At 60.3% G+C, this 14,285-nt stretch carries 16 protein-coding genes; 6 read left to right on the top strand and 10 right to left on the bottom strand.

Features of this window, described 5'->3' with window-relative positions; all coding sequences use genetic code 11:
• Window positions 1-92 precede the first annotated feature (92 nt).
• The 3 genes from J7394_RS17590 (at window position 93) to J7394_RS17600 (ending at window position 2,965) form a co-directional block, all read left to right on the top strand.
• Complete coding sequence (locus J7394_RS17590) at window positions 93-1,784, top strand: acyl-CoA dehydrogenase family protein (protein ID WP_209254967.1); 1,692 nt, start codon at window positions 93-95, stop codon at window positions 1,782-1,784.
• 196 nt (window positions 1,785-1,980) lie between these two features.
• The gene (locus tag J7394_RS17595) at window positions 1,981-2,529 is read left to right on the top strand and encodes a hypothetical protein (protein ID WP_371812069.1); all 549 of its coding nucleotides are present in this window, start codon (window positions 1,981-1,983) and stop codon (window positions 2,527-2,529) included.
• A gap of 43 nt (window positions 2,530-2,572) precedes the next feature.
• Window positions 2,573-2,965 (top strand): META domain-containing protein, encoded by a 393-nt coding sequence (locus J7394_RS17600; RefSeq protein WP_209254969.1) that lies wholly within the window; start codon window positions 2,573-2,575, stop codon window positions 2,963-2,965.
• Here the strand turns inward: J7394_RS17600 and recO are convergent.
• Complete coding sequence (recO, locus tag J7394_RS17605; RefSeq protein ID WP_209254971.1) at window positions 2,949-3,674, bottom strand: DNA repair protein RecO; 726 nt, start codon at window positions 3,672-3,674, stop codon at window positions 2,949-2,951. The two genes, J7394_RS17600 and recO, sit on opposite strands and share 17 nt — an antisense overlap.
• 141 nt (window positions 3,675-3,815) lie before the next feature.
• Here recO and J7394_RS17610 point away from each other — a divergent pair, with 141 nt between their 5' ends.
• Together J7394_RS17610 and J7394_RS17615 are read left to right on the top strand one after the other, a co-directional pair.
• Window positions 3,816-6,101, top strand: coding sequence for a fatty acid cis/trans isomerase (locus J7394_RS17610; protein WP_209254974.1), 2,286 nt, complete (start codon window positions 3,816-3,818; stop codon window positions 6,099-6,101).
• A 122-nt stretch (window positions 6,102-6,223) separates the two neighbouring features.
• Window positions 6,224-6,892 carry a hemolysin III family protein gene (locus J7394_RS17615; protein ID WP_209254978.1) on the top strand — a complete coding sequence of 223 codons (669 nt, stop codon included), beginning with the start codon at window positions 6,224-6,226 and terminating at the stop codon, window positions 6,890-6,892.
• A gap of 7 nt (window positions 6,893-6,899) precedes the next feature.
• Here J7394_RS17615 and J7394_RS17620 read toward each other — a convergent pair whose 3' ends face one another.
• The 3 genes from J7394_RS17620 to era form a co-directional block, all read right to left on the bottom strand.
• On the bottom strand, window positions 6,900-7,223 hold the full coding sequence (locus tag J7394_RS17620; RefSeq protein ID WP_170662549.1) for a SemiSWEET transporter: 324 nt from the start codon (window positions 7,221-7,223) through the stop codon (window positions 6,900-6,902).
• Window positions 7,224-7,327: 104 nt separating this feature from the next.
• Window positions 7,328-7,657, bottom strand: coding sequence for a DUF1491 family protein (locus tag J7394_RS17625; protein ID WP_209254980.1), 330 nt, complete (start codon window positions 7,655-7,657; stop codon window positions 7,328-7,330).
• Window positions 7,654-8,562 carry a GTPase Era gene (gene era, locus J7394_RS17630; protein WP_209254982.1) on the bottom strand — a complete coding sequence of 303 codons (909 nt, stop codon included), beginning with the start codon at window positions 8,560-8,562 and terminating at the stop codon, window positions 7,654-7,656. Before era ends, J7394_RS17625 begins: the two co-directional genes overlap by 4 nt.
• 158 nt (window positions 8,563-8,720) lie before the next feature.
• On the opposite strand from era, the gene J7394_RS17635 reads away from it, so the two are divergent.
• Window positions 8,721-10,097 carry a multicopper oxidase family protein gene (locus J7394_RS17635; RefSeq protein ID WP_209254984.1) on the top strand — a complete coding sequence of 459 codons (1,377 nt, stop codon included), beginning with the start codon at window positions 8,721-8,723 and terminating at the stop codon, window positions 10,095-10,097.
• A 129-nt stretch (window positions 10,098-10,226) separates the two neighbouring features.
• On the opposite strand, the gene rnc is transcribed toward J7394_RS17635, so the two are convergent.
• Genes rnc through J7394_RS17665 form a run of 6 tightly spaced genes read right to left on the bottom strand, consistent with a single transcriptional unit; the run spans window position 10,227 to window position 14,274 of the window.
• The gene (gene rnc / locus J7394_RS17640) at window positions 10,227-10,907 is read right to left on the bottom strand and encodes a ribonuclease III (protein WP_209254986.1); all 681 of its coding nucleotides are present in this window, start codon (window positions 10,905-10,907) and stop codon (window positions 10,227-10,229) included.
• Complete coding sequence (gene lepB, locus J7394_RS17645) at window positions 10,904-11,743, bottom strand: signal peptidase I (RefSeq protein WP_209254988.1); 840 nt, start codon at window positions 11,741-11,743, stop codon at window positions 10,904-10,906. The genes rnc and lepB overlap by 4 nt, the downstream gene beginning before the upstream one ends.
• Before the next feature lie 57 nt (window positions 11,744-11,800).
• Window positions 11,801-12,220: a holo-ACP synthase gene (acpS, locus tag J7394_RS17650; RefSeq protein WP_209254990.1), complete on the bottom strand. Its 420-nt coding sequence runs from the start codon at window positions 12,218-12,220 to the stop codon at window positions 11,801-11,803.
• Entirely contained in the window at window positions 12,217-12,840 is a 624-nt protein-coding gene (locus J7394_RS17655; RefSeq protein ID WP_209254992.1) for a LysE family translocator, read from the bottom strand. The genes acpS and J7394_RS17655 overlap by 4 nt, the downstream gene beginning before the upstream one ends.
• The gene (locus J7394_RS17660) at window positions 12,837-13,583 is read right to left on the bottom strand and encodes a pyridoxine 5'-phosphate synthase (protein ID WP_209254994.1); all 747 of its coding nucleotides are present in this window, start codon (window positions 13,581-13,583) and stop codon (window positions 12,837-12,839) included. Before J7394_RS17660 ends, J7394_RS17655 begins: the two co-directional genes overlap by 4 nt.
• The gene (locus J7394_RS17665; RefSeq protein ID WP_209254996.1) at window positions 13,576-14,274 is read right to left on the bottom strand and encodes a DUF2062 domain-containing protein; all 699 of its coding nucleotides are present in this window, start codon (window positions 14,272-14,274) and stop codon (window positions 13,576-13,578) included. The genes J7394_RS17660 and J7394_RS17665 overlap by 8 nt, the downstream gene beginning before the upstream one ends.
• Window positions 14,275-14,285: the final 11 nt, after the last annotated feature.

The following is a 14,285-nucleotide window of genomic DNA, read 5'->3' on the forward strand; positions in this document are numbered from 1 at the left end:
ATTTTTGAACTTTTTCGCAGCGTAATAAGTATTTTTGTTGCGCTGCACGCGCAGCATGATATGACCAGACGACGCAAAAGAGGACGTGATTCATGGCCCATGACGGACAGGATATGACCCAGATGACGACAGCTGCGATTTTGCCGGACCTTCTGGCCCTGACAAAGGCCGCTGTACCAGCGGTCGACGCTGTATTTGAGCGTGCACGCGATTCGGTACGGTCCATGGTCGAGGCTGACGGTCGCATCTCGGGTGCGTTGATCGAGGCGAACCAGACAGCTGCCCACGGGCTTGCATGGCTGGCAACTTATCATCAGTCCCTTGCACAGATGCAACGCTGGGCCGAAGCGCTTGAGGCGGACGGCAAGTTTGGCGAGATTGAGCAACTGTTGCACCAGATCGCCTTTGGTGAGTATCTGCATCAGGTCGCTGGTGGCATCTCCATGAACCAGGGCGAGGTTGTCCGCCTGCAGGATCTGGGGCTGGGCTGGGACGCTCTGTCCGGGTTCCAGACTTCTGAGATCCAGACGCTGATGGCGCAGGCCAATACGCAAGCCGCGCGGTCGCGCCTTGTCGCTCTCATGGAAGACCAGGCCGGAGCCACCATGTTCGGCGCGTCGGGTCTGGACGAAGAACTTGAGATGATCCGCGACCAGTTCCGTCGCTATGCCGTCGAAAAGGTCGAACCGCACGCCCATGACTGGCACCTCAAGGACGAACTAATCCCGATCGAGGTCATCGAAGAACTTGCCGAGATGGGCGTTTTCGGCCTGACCATTCCCGAAGAGTTCGGCGGGTTCGGCCTTTCCAAAGCCTCAATGTGCGTGGTGTCCGAGGAGCTTTCGCGTGGCTATATCGGCGTTGGCTCACTAGGCACGCGCTCCGAGATTGCGGCCGAGTTGATCATCGCAGGCGGCACGGATGAGCAAAAAGCAAACTGGCTGCCGAAACTGGCCAGCGCTGAAATCTTGCCGACAGCTGTGTTCACCGAACCCAACACCGGCTCGGATCTTGGCAGCCTGCGCACCCGCGCGGTCAAAAACGCCGATGGCGACTATGAGATTACTGGCAACAAAACGTGGATCACCCACGCGGCCCGCACCCATGTGATGACCCTGCTGGCACGTACCAATCCTGACAGCACCGACCACCGCGGCCTGTCGATGTTCCTGGCCGAAAAGACGCCGGGCACAGATGAGGCCCCCTTCCCCACCCCCGGCATGACCGGCGGTGAGATCGAGGTGCTGGGCTATCGCGGCATGAAAGAATACGAGCTGGGCTTCGACGGCTTCCATGTGAAGGGTGAGAACCTTCTGGGTGGCGAAGAAGGTAAAGGCTTCAAGCAATTGATGGAGACTTTTGAGTCCGCCCGTATCCAAACTGCCGCCCGCGCTATAGGCGTGGCGCAAAGTGCGCTGGATATCGCGATGCAATATGCGCAAGACCGCAAGCAGTTTGGCAAGTCGCTGATCAACTTCCCGCGCGTGTCCGGCAAGCTGGCGATGATGGCGGTTGAGATCATGATCGCGCGGCAGTTGACCTATTTCTCGGCCTGGGAAAAAGATCACGGCCAGCGCTGCGATCTTGAGGCCGGTATGGCCAAGCTGCTGGGCGCTCGCGTGGCCTGGGCCGCGGCGGATAACGGGCTGCAGATCCACGGTGGCAACGGCTTTGCGCTGGAATACAAGATCAGCCGCGTCCTGTGCGACGCGCGTATCCTGAACATTTTCGAAGGGGCTGCCGAAATTCAGGCACAGGTCATCGCACGGCGTCTGCTGGGCTGACCGAAATTCGGCAACTTCATTTCCCCAACTGAACCCGGCGTTCGCGCCGGGTTTTTTTCTTGAACTGCACATTTTGTCCGCGGCGCTAACCACGCGTACATAACCAATTCTGAACACTCCTCACTGCAACTTCCCCCTTCCCGATCCTGCGCAGATCACTTACACGACCTTTCGAAACCCGGACGGAGAGACAAACGTGATACGCCTGACCGCGCTGCTGGCTGCCTTGGTGATACTGACACTTGGGGCTTGCGCTCCGTCTTCGACCGTCACACGGGCGAATGTCGATGGGCTGGCGCTTGAGATCCGCAACCTTGGCCCCGATGTCGATCCGGCCGAGGCCCGCCGCGCCGCGGAAATCTCGTTCAGCTATTCGCAGCAGTTGAAGCGGGACTGGAACGTGACGGATTCGCCGATCGTTCACAACGCCAAGGTCATCAACGGCTTTCGCGACTACGGCCTGTGCAATGACTGGGCGCAGGCCATGACCCGGCGCTTGCAGCAAGAGAACTTTCAAACGCTGGATGTGCATTGGGCCACCTCTCCTCCGACCACGTTCCGCATCATCCACCATTCGGCCGCGATCAGCGCGCGGGGAGATAGCTTGGAAGACGGCGTGATCCTTGACCCCTGGCGGCAGAGCGGCGACCTGTTCTGGGGCGAGATCTCGGAAGACGACCGCTACAACTGGCGGCCCCGGCTGGAGGTGCGCGAAGAGCTGATCTCGGCCAGCGCGGGCAGCTGAGATTCCGGTTCAGCCGCACCCGAAGACACGCTAGATTGTGCCCATGCTCCGACTGACCCTCGTTCTGCCCTTGATGGCCCTGTTTCAATGCGACCGCGATGAAACCGTGGCGGCCTATGGCGCATCTGACCGGTCCTGGGTCCTGCAGGAGATTGACGGACAGCCCTTTGAAGCCAGCGCCCTGCTGCAATTCCCCGAGGAGGGCAAAATCGCGGGCAACGCCCCCTGCAACAGCTACAATGGCACGCTGAACGCGCCCTATCCATGGTTCGAGATCAAGGACCTTGCCGCCACCCGCGCCGCCTGTGCCGCGCTTGAGGCCGAGGGAATGTATTTCGCCGCCCTGTTGGCGATGACCCAATCCGAGGTTTCGGGCGATGTTCTTATTCTGCGCAATGAGGACGGGCACGAGATGGTGTTCAAAGCCGCCGAGTAAGCCTCTCAATGAACCGCGCCCGCGCCTCGGGCAACGGGTGATGGCCCAGCGCGGGTGCAACGCGGTGTTCCAAGAAAAACCCCGTCGTGTTCAGCCCCTGCACGATCTCGGCATCCGGTGCCGTCCCTTCGCCTCTTAGACAGGGCGGCAGGGGCAACAGGCGGTCGGCCCACTCTCCGGCGCCTTCCACACTGACGGCCCGACCCGTTTTGGGTGAGACATAGACCAACCCCTCGGTCGCGCCGGTTACAGCGCAAGAGGACAGATCGAGGCCAAAGCCCAGCTCCTCAAGCAGCGCAAGTTCCCAACGCAGATAGGCCAGCGGCCAAATCTCATCCTGCCCTAGCAGATCCATCAACTGCTCGGTCTGGGTGTAGATGGCGGGATGCGGCTCGCGCTCGGGCAGGCAGAAGGACAACAAAGACACCACCGCGTTCAACCCCGCCAGCGCCAGCCGACCGGAGAACGCCGCCGCCGCGCGCGAACGCAAGGGTTCGACCTGGAAGGTGCCGATATGTTCCTCAAGCCGCGCCCGCCACAGCACGTCCAGCTGCGCGCCGGGCTGCAAGATCGGCGCAATCTTGCGGCTGGTTCCACCGCGCACCACGCCCGCATGACGGCCATGAGTCTCGGTGAAGACCTCAATAATCGCGGCCGTTTCACCGTGGCGGCGCGTGGTCAGTAAGATGCCGTGATCGCGCCAGTCCAAGGCAAGCTCCGGTCGGGGTTGGAAATCGGTCGCCTCACAAGAGCGCAACTGCACGCCGGGCGCAAGCGGGATGGGGGACTCGACAAACCGGGCGCTTGGACCAAGATTGTGGTTGTGCGCGCGATAGTTGGGGGGACAACGATGCCAGCCAGAATTTGGGTTACCCTATTTGCAAGCTTGATCGGCGTTAGCCCTCTTCCCGCCTCTGGTCAGGCAGACTGGTCACAGGTCAAGCCGGTTCTCGACAAGCGATGCGTGGTTTGCCACGGCTGCTACGACGCGCCCTGTCAGGTCAAGCTGACCTCGCCCGAGGGGCTGCTGCGCGGCGGCAGCAAGCTGGCGGTTTACCATTCGCAGCGTCTGGAAGATGCCCAGCCAACCCGTTTAGGGCAGGATGCTACAACGCTTGAGGGGTGGCGGGACTTGGGATTCCATCCGGTTCTTCCACAGGCGCAAGGCGAGACCAGCTTGTTGGAGCGCTATCTGGCACTGGGGGCCGAGAACCCTCTGCCCACAAACGCGCCCCTGCCGGAAACGTTGGGGCTGGCACTTGACCGCCCCTTGGTCTGCCCAACAAATAAAGAGTTCGACGCCTTTCGCGAAAGTCATCCCATGGCCGGAATGCCCTATGGGACTGCTCCACTGGCAGCCTCAGAGCATGCGCTGTTGATGGACTGGTTGCAGAACGGAGCAGCCTTGCCTGAGGCGACCACGCCATTGCCGGACGATATCCAAGAGCAGGTTACCGTGTGGGAGGCATTTCTGAACGCCCCCGACCCGCGCGCGCAATTGATGAACCGGTATCTGTTCGAACACCTGTTTCTGGCCCGCCTACATTTCGAAGGCGACGACCCACGGCGGTTCTTTCAAATGGTCCGGTCCAGAACGCCCAGCGGAGAAAAGATCGACATCATCGCCACCCGCCGCCCGTTTGATGATCCGGGCTCCAACCCGTTCTACTACCGTCTACAACCGGTCAATGAAACCATCGTCCACAAAGAACACCTGGTTTATACGCTGAGCCCGGATCGCATGGCGCGGTTTCAGGCGCTGTTCCTGCAGCCCAACTGGGCACTGACCGACCTGCCCTCCTATGGCGATGCCGAGGGCGGAGACCCGTTCTCGACCTTCGCGGCGATCCCCGTGCGTAGCCGCTATCAATTCCTGTTGGACGACGCACTGTTCTTCGTGCGCAGTTTCATCCGCGGCCCCGTCTGTCACGGAGAGACTGCCGTTGACGTCATCGAGGACCGGTTCTGGGTCAGTTTCCTTGACCCTGACGCCGACCTCTCGATCACCGACCCAAGTTTTCTGGCCGAAGGCGCTGCGCTTCTTGAGCTGCCCGTCGCGCAGGTAGGCCAAAGCTTGGGCGACCTGCACATGTTCTCGCATCAGAATCAGGCCCAGTACCTTGAGTTTCGCGATACCCGCTATCGCAACAGCCCTGCGCATCAAACCGGTTGGGGCTATGACGCGATCTGGGATGGCGAGGGATCCAACCCGAACGCCCTGATCACCGTGTTTCGACACTTCGACAACGCCTCGGCCCTGACTGGGTTTCATGGCGATATCCCTGAAACCGCCTGGGTCATCGACTATCCGGTGTTTGAACGGATCTACTATAATCTGGTCGCTGGATATGATGTGTTCGGACGTGTCGAACACCAACTGGCGACCCGCATCTACATGGACGAATTGCGTATGGAGAGTGAGGACAACTTCCTGACCTTCATGCCACGCAATCTGCGGCCGGGGATGCACGAAAACTGGTACCGAGGCGTTCTGGCCAGATTGCACACTTTCTGGCACACCCGTCGCATCGACGACACGATGCCCACCGGGATTACGTTTGAAACGGACGCCCCCAAGCAGGAGTTTTTTCTGCAGCTTTTGGCCCGCGGCAACGGGCTATGGTCGCGCTCAGACCCGATCAACCGATGCGATGGTGGGGATTGCGCGCAGGATGCCCTGACTTCCCTCACTAGCCAGACCGGGCCGTGGGTCAAGTTTCTACCCGATCTGTCCTTGTTGGTGGTCGAGACAAGCGACGAGAAAGCCGAAGTTTTCACCCTGATCCACGACAAGGCCCATACCAATATAGCCTTCCTGTTCGATGAGACCGCCCGGCGAGAACCCGAAGAAGACGTTCTGACCATTTTACCTGAGATGATCGGAAGCTACCCAAACTTCTTCTTCAAACTGCCTGAGGCGCAATTGCCCGACTTTGTTCAGGCTGTGAAAGGTGTCGCCACGCAAGAGGACTGGATGCAGTTGATTGCCGATTTCGGCGTGCGCCGGACCAGCGAAGACTTCTGGGCCATCAGCGATCAGATCCACGCCCGTTTTCTGAAGGACAAACCAATTCAGGCGGGCATTCTGGACCTCAACCGGTACAAAGACCCAAAGTCCGGCGATGATCCAACTTGAGCATTGCGGTTTGATAAAGAGGGGATGAAAAACACCCGCCAGCGCCGCAAGCTGTGGCACCCACACGAGAAGTTCAGCCCGGCAGACTTGCCCAAAGTTGACAGCGGCCCTACCCTTTTACTATGCGATCTTTTGCACATATCCGGCCAGCCTATAGCCGGGCCGAGCGCATCAGTGACGGGGTTGTACATGTTCTGGGCCTTTTTCTGGCCCTCATCGCGGTTCCCATTCTGATTGTCATGACGATGTACTATCGCGCCGAACCGGACGCAGTCATGGGCGCGTCGATCTACGGTGTGACGCTGATCCTGATGCTCAGCTTTTCTGCGCTCTACAATATGGTCGTCAGCGACCGCTGGTCCGAAGTTCTGCGCAGGCTGGATCACTCGGGCATCTATGTGAAGATCGCAGGCACCTACACGCCGTTCCTGCTGCTGTCCGGAGCACAAGCCCCAGGGCTGATGATCGGTCTTTGGTCCTCGGCCACGCTGGGGTCGGTGCTGAAAATGGTGGACCCGCACCGCTTTCGCTGGATCGGGCTGGTCTTGTATCTGGGAATGGGCTGGGCCGCCGTCTGGAGCGGGCACGCTTTGCTGGACGAGCTGCCACCTTCGGTACTCGCTCTGATGATTGCCGGAGGGGTAGTCTACACCGCAGGCGTCATCTTCTACCTGTCCGACTGGATGCCCTATCACAACACGATATGGCATGTCTTCGTACTGGCAGGCAGTGTTCTGTTCTTCGCCGCAGTATCGCTACGGGTGTCGCTGGAGCCGCTGGTGCTGGGCTAGTGCCCGCTCAGAACGTCAGGCCCGCGTGCATCAGGATACCAACCACCATCAACAGGTTGAGGATCATCGAAATCCCATTGCCCACGTAAATCGGCAGCTTCCCGACCACCAACCCATAAGCAAACCACAGAAATGACAGCGCAGCATAAAGCGACCAGGACAAAAGCGACTGGCCAGTGGCGTGTTGCGAGTGGGTGAAAAACAGCTTGATCAGCTGCGGCAGCGTGGCAAAGGGGCCGACGACACCAATGAAGACCATGAAGCCTTCGAATCGCTGCATCCAATGACCCAGGTTCGATTTTTCAAGTTTCTCAGCGAGTGTTTCAGCCACGCCAACACCTGACCTTTTTGCGGTTTTCTAAACGATCGGCCTTTGCCGATCTGCCCTTCAAACTAGACGGTTTGAGCCGCCTGTCCAAGTCCCCGAAAGTGGAGCTATTCCAGACCCTCTTCATCCAGCAAATGCCGCCCCTGCCGGTCTTCGACCTCGATCACCCAGAGATCAGGGTCAAAGCTACGTTGGCGCTGGATGGCCTCGTCCACATTACCCTCGGCGCCGCTGGAGAGTTCCACCCATTTGCGCGCGCCGCTCATCAGGTCAAAGCTGCGTTGAAAGGCCACCGCCATCCCATCAAGCGTGTTGAGCTTGACCAGAACCGCACCCGCCGTGTCATCGCCATGCGCCACCACAAAGGCCGGGATTTCCTGAAACCGTAGGCGCGCCAGATAAGCATGGACCCAGAAGTCTGCGGTCAGACGGGTCATGCGTTGCCGTCTTTGAAATCCAGACCCATTTCCGAGTAACGCTCGGATTCCTCCAGCCAGTTGGGCCGGACTTTGACCTGCAGGAACAGGTGAATCTTGCGGTCAAGGAACTCTTCCAGTTCCGCCCGCGCGGCCTGGCTGACGGCCTTGATCGTCTCGCCCTTTTTGCCCAGCACGATGCCTTTGTGGCCGTCGCGCATGACGTAGATGATCTGATCAATCCGGGCCGAGCCGTCTTTGCGCTCTTCCCAGCTCTCGGTTTCGACGGTTAGCTGATAGGGCAGCTCCTGATGCAGACGCAGGGTCAGCTTCTCGCGCGTCATCTCGGCGGCGATCATGCGCAGGGGCAGATCGGCGATCTGATCCTCGGGGTAAAGCCACGGGCCTTCGGGCAACTCACCGGCCAGCCATTTGCGCAGGTCGTCGACGCCGTGGCCTTTCTCGGCCGAGATCATGAAGGTTTCGGCAAAAGGATAGCGTGCGTTCAAGTCGCTTGCCAGCGCCAACAGCTTCTCGGACGGCACCTTGTCGATCTTGTTGATGGCCAGCGCGATGGTGCGGCCCTGCCCGATCTCTTCGAGACCTTCGAGGATCCGCTCGACGCCTTCGGTGATGCCGCGATGGGCCTCGATCATCAGGACAACCACATCCGCATCAGCCGCCCCGCCCCAGGCGGCGGCAACCATCGCACGGTCCAAACGGCGGCGCGGTTTGAACAGGCCGGGCGTGTCGACAAAGACCAGCTGCGCGTCGCCCTCCATCGCCACGCCACGAATGCGCGCGCGGGTGGTCTGCACCTTATGCGTCACGATCGAGACCTTGGCCCCGACCATGCGGTTCAAAAGGGTGGATTTGCCTGCGTTTGGCTCTCCGATCAGGGCGATAAATCCGGCGCGTGTGGTCATGTCTGTTGCGATCCTGTTTGCAAGTGCGCACCCCTATAGCAGAATGCCCGCGCGGGCCAGAGGGTTTTGTCGCATTGCGATCCGTCGTGCGCAGTGAAACTGTAGCCATACGCCACGCCGATGACAGCCAGGCGAGGATTTCATCAAAGAGGCAAATCATGAAACGTCGCGAGTTCCTTTTGGGCAGCAGCGCCGCCGCTGGGGCAATCGGATTGGGAGGGTTCGGGCTGGCCTCGGCCGCGCCTGAACTGGTCATCCAATCGGCCAGTTTTGCACTGCGCGATCAGGTGACGACCGGGATGGTCAGCCTGTCCCCGGATGCGCCTCCGCCGGTGCTGCGGGGCCGTCAGGGTGAGGCGATGCGCCTGCCGGTGCGCAACTCGACACTGGACTACACCGCGATGCATTGGCACGGGTTGCGTATTCGCAATGCGATGGACGGCGTGCCCTATCTGACCCAGATGCCAGTGGGGCCGAATGAGCTGTTCGACTATGAGTTCACGCCCCCTGACGCCGGAACCTATTGGTACCACCCTCATTGCATGACGATGGAGCAGATGGCCCATGGCCTGACCGGCGTGATGGTTATTTCCGAGGCCGAAGACCCCGGATTTGACAGCGAACAGGTTATCAACCTACGTGATTTCCGTCTGGATGAGGAGGACCAGTTCCTGCCCGCCTACACCCAGCGCGGCGCGGCGCGAGCCGGGACATTCGGCAATCTGCAAACCGCGAACTGGCTGGATACACCGGTCTACGACCACATCTCGGGCGGGTTGGTGCGGCTGCGGGTGGTGAACACGGACACGACCCGGATCTATCGGCTGCATCTTGAAGGCGCCGAGGCCCGCATCATCGCATGGGACGGACATCCGGTGGATGTCGAGGTGCCCCTACCAAACGCCGAGGACCCGTTGCTGGTCGGACCGGGCCAACGGGTGGATTTCGCGGTGGCGATGCCCTCAGGCGAGGGGCAGATGGTGGATCTGGTCGCGAAACTGCCGGGTCAGCCACATCGCCCGATGGCACGTCTTCGGGCCGTAGGCGCGGATGTTGCGCGGGACTTGCGGGAGTTGAAACAACTGCCCCCGAACCCGGTTGCACGGCCTGATCTGGCCACGGCCGAGCTGCATGAGTTCGTCTTTGGCTGGACGCCCGAAGGTGGTGAACCGAATAACGGGTTCTGTGGCTCTCTGGGGTATAATTTCTGGTCGATCAACCGGACCCCGTGGGCGGGAGATGCCACCGAGGGCGTTGGCCCTCTGGCCGTATTGGAGATGGGCAATAGCTATGTTCTGCGGCTACGAAACGAATCGCCGAACCTGCACCCGATCCATTTGCATGGGCTTGTATTTACGCCTTTGAAGTCGAACCTACGCAAACTGCCGCCTTTGCTGACCGATACCATGCTGCTTCTGAAGGATGAGGTCGTTGAGATCGCTCTGGTCGCCGACAATCCCGGTGACTGGGCCTTTCATTGCCATGTGATCGAGCATCAGAAAACTGGTCTGACCGGGTATATCCGGGTGGTCTAGGGATTGGATTGGCTGCGCCAATCCGACCGGGAGGGGGCCAGCCCCCTCGTCCGGATTTCATCCGGCCTCACCCCCGGGATATTTTTAGCCAGATGAAGAGCGAATCGGGTTTTGGAAGATGAACGGGCGCTATTTTGGCAGTGAACCCAGAAGGGCTTTTGCCGCCGCCTGTTCGGCCTGACGCTTTGATCCAGCGGTAGCCTGTGCCTCGGTCCCGTCCTGCAGGCGGGCGGCGATGGTGAAAACCGGGGCGTGGTCGGGCCCGCTGCGTTTGACCTCGATATAGCTGGGCGGTTTCTGGCCGCGGGCCTGTGCCCATTCTTGGAGCGAGGTCTTCGCGTCGCGAGCGTCAGCTTCGACGGCGTGGATGCGATCCCCCCAGAGGGCGAGGATTACATCGCGAGCGGCCTCGAAACCGGCGTCGCGGTAAACGGCAGCGATCACTGCCTCCATCGCGTCGCCCAGAAGCGCCTGTTTGCGGCGACCACCGGACAGCATCTCGGACCGGCCAAGCTTGAGCACTGCGCCCAGATCAATCTGGCGGGCGACATCGGCGCAGGCCTCTTTACGCACCAGCGCGTTAAAGCGAGGGGCCAGTTGGCCTTCGGAGGCTTTCTTGTCCGCCTCCAGCAGGGCTGTTGCCATTACGAGGCCCAGAACACGGTCGCCCAGGAATTCGAGTCGTTGGTTATCGGGCCGAGTGGCGGACGAAACCGAACCGTGGGTCAATGCCCGCACTAACAGCTCGGGGTTCGAGAATTCGTACCCCAAGCGATGCTGAAACGCCTTTATATCGGCCGATACCTTCAATTGACCGCCTTGAAGAACCGGTCGCTACGCCAGGTCCAGAAGAACAGCATAGACCGGCCAGCCGAAGAGAACATGATCCGGTCGGCGCGGCCGATCAGGTTTTCGTAGGGCACATAGCCTACACCGCCAGCAGATTGCGGCAGGCGGCTGTCAGCGGAGTTGTCGCGGTTGTCACCCATGAAGAAATAGTGGCCTTCGGGTACCGTGTAGATGCCGGTATTGTCGGACCCTTGATTGCCGATATTCAGCACATCATACGACACGCCATTGGGCAGGGTTTCGACAAAGCGCTCTTTCTCGCAAACGCCACCGATGCCGACCGGACCGTTGGAGCAGCGCGGACGCAGGCGTTGCGGACCTTGCGGAGCCGCCACTTCGGTGAACACGCCATCCGCTTGTTGTGGGACGGGTGTGCCGTTCAGGATGATCTGCCCTTGGCGAACCTGAACGCGATCGCCCGGCAGACCGATGAGGCGTTTGATATAGTCACGCCCCGTAACAGGGTGGCGGAAGACGATCACGTCGCCGCGTTCGGGCTCTCCGCCCCAGATGCGGGTATTGTCGTTACCTGGAAGCCAGCCGCAGATATCCTCGGCGTCGATATTCAGACCGACGCTGGGGATGATCAGGCTGGGGCAGGAGGCGTAGGAGTAACCGTAGGCCATCTTGTTGACGAAGAGGAAATCGCCGATCAGTAGGGTCTGCTTCATCGAGCCGGAGGGAATCCAGAAGGGCTGGAAGAACAGGGTGCGGAAAACGCCTGCGATCAACAGGGCGTAGACAATGGTTTTGATCGTCTCCCAGATGGGATTTCCGGTTTTGACGTCCTCGGCCATACTGCTCTTTCGCTCCTTGGTGTGTTGGGTGCTACATGCGGGCCATGCGGGGGCAAGTCAAGGCTGCGTACCGGCTTCTTGAAGCGGGCGCGCCTCGATCACCACAAAGGCCTGCGCCCAGGGGTGGTCATCAGTCAGGGTGACGTGGATGATCGCCTCATGACCCTCTGGCGTCATCTGGCGCAGCCGGTCGGCGGCCCAGCCAGTCACATGCATCACGGGCTGACCCGTGTGCAGGTTGCTGACCGCCATGTCCTTCCAGGCAATGCCCATGCGAAGGCCGGTGCCCAGCGCCTTGGAACACGCCTCTTTCGCGGCCCAGCGTTTGGCATAAGTGCCTGCGGTGTCGTGGCGACGTTCGGCCTTGCGCTTCTCGGTCTCGGTGAAAACGCGATTGCGGAAACGGTCGCCAAAACGGTCGAGCGTGCGCTGGATACGCTCGATATTCGCGAGATCTGTGCCAACGCCAAGGATCAAGACAACCGCACCGTCAAAATCTTATAGCTGGCGACGCCGAAGAACCCCGCAAAGGCAAAATCGAACCAACGTCGAGCACGCCGATAGGCGCTGACCATACGCGCCGAGGAAAACAGAAAGGCGTACCCAATGAAAATCAGCAAAGACCCTGCATAGAGTAGGCTGAAATACCCCAACAAGACCCATAGGCTGGCGTCATTTGGCGCCACGATCGCATAGATCGATCCCCAGCTGAGGATCGCCTTGGGGTTCGTCAGGTGAATGGCTGCACCTTTCGCAAGGATTGTGCGCATCGACCCGGTGACTGGTTTGCCCAATGGTACCTCACCGGCGGTCACCGCGCGGCGCAGAGCCTTGAGGGCCAGCCAGCCAAGATAGGCGACACCAAAGTAACGGATCACCTCGAAGACCCAGACATTGGCCAGCATGATCGCCGACAGGCCCAGCGCGGCGGCGATCCCCCAAGCAGCAGAGCCTGCGCATATGCCAAGTGCAAAGACCAGCCCTGCGCGGCGACCCTCAGTCATGGCGGTACCGGCAATGCCCATGGTGGCAGGACCGGGCGAGCCACCGGCCATCAGCCAGGCAAACCAGATCGCTATGAAAGCTGGCGTGATCACGCCCGCGCCTCATCCATCAGGCGGCGCATTTCCTGAATGGCGGGGGTGAGGCCCAAAAAGATCGACTCGCCGATCAGGAAGTGGCCGATGTTCAACTCACGCACCTCGGGGAAGGCCGCGACGGGTTTCACCGTCTCATAGGTCAACCCATGGCCTGCATGGACTTCGAGGCCCAGCGAATGGGCAAACGTCGACATCTGGCGCAGGCCTTCCAGCTCACGCTCGGCCTCTTCCATGCGGCCTTCGGCGAAGGCGTCGCAATAGGCGCCTGTGTGGAGCTCGATCACCTCGGCGCCGATGCGGTGGGCGGCCTCGATCTGGCGTTGGTCAGCGGCGATGAAGATCGACACACGACAGCCGACATCGCGCAAAGGGGCGATGAAATGGGCCAGTTTGTTTTCCTCGCGCGCGACTTCCAGCCCGCCTTCGGTGGTGCGTTCCTCGCGCTTCTCCGGCACGATACAGACTGCATGAGGTTTGTGCCGCAGGGCGATCTTCTGCATCTCGTCGGTGGCAGCCATCTCAAAGTTCAGCGGGACCGAGAGGACGTCCATCAGACCATCGATATCCGCATCCGAGATGTGACGGCGGTCTTCGCGCAGATGCGCCGTAATGCCATCGGCCCCGGCCTCTTCGGCCAGTTTGGCGGCACGCAACGGGTCGGGGTAAGCCCCACCGCGTGCATTGCGCACGGTGGCAACGTGGTCGATATTCACACCAAGTCGCAGATAAGTGTCAGACATCGCGCGATTCCTTTTTCACGGTTTGAGCTGAAGCTAGTACCTTTTCCACGGAAGTGTCAGCCTCGGTTTCGGCCCGACGTTTGATTTCGTCGAATTTGGCTTTGATCCGCGCGCGGCGGCGCTGTTGGTAAGTGCGGATCAGCGGCAGGCTTAGGTAAAAGCAGATCACCCCCGCCAGCAAACCGGGAAGAATGCCACCGATCATATAGGGGTAGAACACCTCGCGGTAGAATAAGCCCAAGCCGTGCCAATCTGCGACGCGGTCAGTGAACATGGCGAGAAAGTTGTTCTTCAGATCGCCCATCGCATCTGCGAATTTCCCCATTAGGCCGCGGGTTTCGCTTTTTTCGAATTCGGTTCCCAGAAGGAAATGCCCTGTCTGCAAGCAGATGACGCCAATCGGAACATAGGTCAGCGGATTGCCGAAGAACGTGCCGCTGAGGGCAGCCACGATATTGCCGTTGAGCAGGCGCGCGCCGATGGCGGCGACCAGAAAATGCAGGCCGTAGAAGGGGGTAAACGCCGCAAACACCCCTGCACCGATACCGCGTGCGATCCGTTCAGGCGAGTCCGGCAAGCGGCGAACGCGATGTTTGACATAGTGAAAGGCGCGGGTCCATCCGCCACGTGGATAGACAAGTTCAGATGCGACCTGAATGGGAGAGCGTCGATCTCGGCGCTTGAAAACCACTCCTGATCACC

This window comes from Ruegeria sp. R13_0 (assembly GCF_017743995.1).
Classification (GTDB): Bacteria; Pseudomonadota; Alphaproteobacteria; order Rhodobacterales; family Rhodobacteraceae; genus Ruegeria.

Coding starts and splice junctions, on each gene's coding strand:
- J7394_RS17660 (WP_209254994.1), bottom strand. CDS start 13,583: ATGTCTGACACTTATCTGCGACTTGGTGTGAATATCGACCACGTTGCC.
- J7394_RS17590 (WP_209254967.1), top strand. CDS start 93: ATGGCCCATGACGGACAGGATATGACCCAGATGACGACAGCTGCGATT.
- J7394_RS17625 (WP_209254980.1), bottom strand. CDS start 7,657: ATGACCCGTCTGACCGCAGACTTCTGGGTCCATGCTTATCTGGCGCGC.
- J7394_RS17635 (WP_209254984.1), top strand. CDS start 8,721: ATGAAACGTCGCGAGTTCCTTTTGGGCAGCAGCGCCGCCGCTGGGGCA.
- J7394_RS17610 (WP_209254974.1), top strand. CDS start 3,816: ATGCCAGCCAGAATTTGGGTTACCCTATTTGCAAGCTTGATCGGCGTT.
- J7394_RS17600 (WP_209254969.1), top strand. CDS start 2,573: ATGCTCCGACTGACCCTCGTTCTGCCCTTGATGGCCCTGTTTCAATGC.
- lepB (WP_209254988.1), bottom strand. CDS start 11,743: ATGGCCGAGGACGTCAAAACCGGAAATCCCATCTGGGAGACGATCAAA.
- era (WP_209254982.1), bottom strand. CDS start 8,562: ATGACCACACGCGCCGGATTTATCGCCCTGATCGGAGAGCCAAACGCA.
- J7394_RS17615 (WP_209254978.1), top strand. CDS start 6,224: ATGCGATCTTTTGCACATATCCGGCCAGCCTATAGCCGGGCCGAGCGC.